The sequence below is a fragment of the Rhodovibrio sodomensis genome, assembly GCF_016583645.1.
GTDB lineage: Bacteria > Pseudomonadota > Alphaproteobacteria > Kiloniellales > Rhodovibrionaceae > Rhodovibrio > Rhodovibrio sodomensis.
On sequence record NZ_NRRL01000238.1, the window covers coordinates 1 to 2,039 of the forward strand.

At 71.3% G+C, this 2,039-nt stretch carries 2 protein-coding genes; both read right to left on the bottom strand.

What is annotated here, in order from left to right:
• Positions 1-123 precede the first annotated feature (123 nt).
• Positions 124-315 carry a hypothetical protein gene (locus CKO28_RS27400; RefSeq protein WP_200344664.1) on the bottom strand — a complete coding sequence of 64 codons (192 nt, stop codon included), beginning with the start codon at positions 313-315 and terminating at the stop codon, positions 124-126.
• A gap of 202 nt (positions 316-517) precedes the next feature.
• On the bottom strand, positions 518-2,039 hold a 1,522-nt coding region (locus CKO28_RS27405; protein WP_200344666.1), incomplete at its 5' end, for an ATP-binding protein.

Genomic DNA, 2,039 nt, shown 5'->3' on the forward strand with positions numbered 1-2,039 from the left:
CTTCGCCAGATCCAGCCCGATCATGCTAACCTCCGACATGGATGCCTCCTCCTCGAATGGCGTTTGTCGATATACCCATTCTGGCACACCGATGCCGCCGGAGGGGGCGTCCACCCCATCGGGCTAGTGCAGCACGCCGGTTTTCGCCAGGATCATCAGCGGGATCATCGCCACGCCCAGCAGCCATGTGATCGCCAGCGCACCGGCCGAGATCGCGCTGGCCGATTTGCACGCCAAGGGGTGCAGCTGTTCGGGGATGTAGCCCAGCACGTGGTCGAGCACGGCCGCGTTCTGGGCCTGGATGTCGTCGATCATGCTTCCCGTCTCCACCAAAAGACCCCCGCTGGGTCGGTTGACATGATTCGAATATGAGGCGTGTCGGACCGCGGCGCGAGGCCTTGCCACACGCCGGCGTTGCGGCAGGTTGTCGCCCCCAGGTGGAGCGCTCGAGAGGACACCTTTTTCCGCTTCGGGTAGCGGGTCCGACCGGCCGCGTGCCGCGGTGACGACACCCGCCTCACAACGGCAGGGTCAGGTGTGCGGCGGCGCCGCCGGCGTTCCGGTTCCGCAGGGTGACGTCGCCGCCGTGGGCCCGGGCGATGTTCCGGGCGATCGACAGGCCGAGCCCGCTGCCGCCGGTTTCGCGGTTGCGGGACTCCTCCAGCCGGACGAACGGATCGAACACCCGCTCCAGCTGATCCGCGGGCAGGCCTGGGCCGTCGTCCGCGACGCTCAGCGTGATCGCGGTCTCGTCGCGGGCCAGCGTGACCGCGGCGGAGCTGCCGTAGCGCACCGCGTTGGCGATCAGGTTGCGCACCGCGCGCTTGAGGGCGGTCGGACGGCAGGTGTGGTCGAGCCGCTCCGGCCCGTCGAAAGTCACCGCGGCCCCGGAATCGGCGAAGTCGTCGCAGACGCTCTGCACCAGGCTCGCGAGGTCGACCCGGCGGCTGTCCTCCGCCTGGGCGTCGGCCTTGGCGAAGGCGAGCGCGGCCTCGGTCATCTCCGCCATCTCGTTCAGGCCAGCCAGCATCCGCGCGCGGGTCTCCTCCTCCTCGATCATCTCGGCGCGCAGCCGCATGCCGGTGATCGGGGTGCGGAGGTCGTGGGCGATCGCCGCCAGCATGCGCGTGCGGTCGGCGACGAAGCGGGTGAGCCGGTCCGACATCACGTTGAAGGCATGGGTCGTCCGGCGCACGTCGGCCGGCCCCTCTTCGGGCAGCGGCTCCAGGTGCTCGCCCCGTCCGAGCCGGTCGGCGGCGTCCGACAAGGTGTTGAGCGGCCGCACGATGCGCCGGACCACGAGCGCCACGGCGAGCGCGACGGCCAGTGTCGACAGCGCCAGCGACAGGGCCATCGGCCAGATCACCTGCGGGATCGGCGGATGCAGCACCCGTTCGACGTTGAGCCACGACCCGTCCGGCAGCCGCAGCGACAGGGTCAGCAGTTCGCCGTCCGGCAAGGGCACGCCCTCCGGCCCCCGCCCGCGTTCGGGGACGTTGCGGATGGTCGCCCGCACGTCCCGGATCGCCGGCGGCATGGCGCGGCGCAGCCGGGCCTGGAAGTGCCCGTCCCATTCGCCCGCTTTGGCGAGCGGCCTTGCGGCGAGGGCGTAGCGCGTGGTGCTGCTGTTGAGCACGCGCAGAACCTCGGCGCGTTCCCCGGCGGGCATCGGGATGATCAGCTGGGCCACCCTGGGCACGCGGTCGGCCGTGAATTCCCGGACGACGTTGCGGGTCACGTGCGCGCGTTCGCGCAGAAAGATCACCCCGGCGACCGCCTGGGCGGCGGCGACCGCGACCACGACGGCGAGCACGAGCCGGCCGGTGAGGCTTGCCGGCAGCCAACGGGTCAGGCCCCAACGGGTCAGGCCCCAGTGGATCAGGCTCCGGCGGATCAGGCTCCAGCGGTTCAGGGCTCCTCGACGCTGCGAATGGATTTCGGGTGGCGCTTCGCCCCGGCTGCACGGCAGGTTGGTCCCCGAGTTGAACGGGTAGAGCCGCGGCTGGCGGGCGGAGCCCCTCCATAAGGCGGAGCCCGCC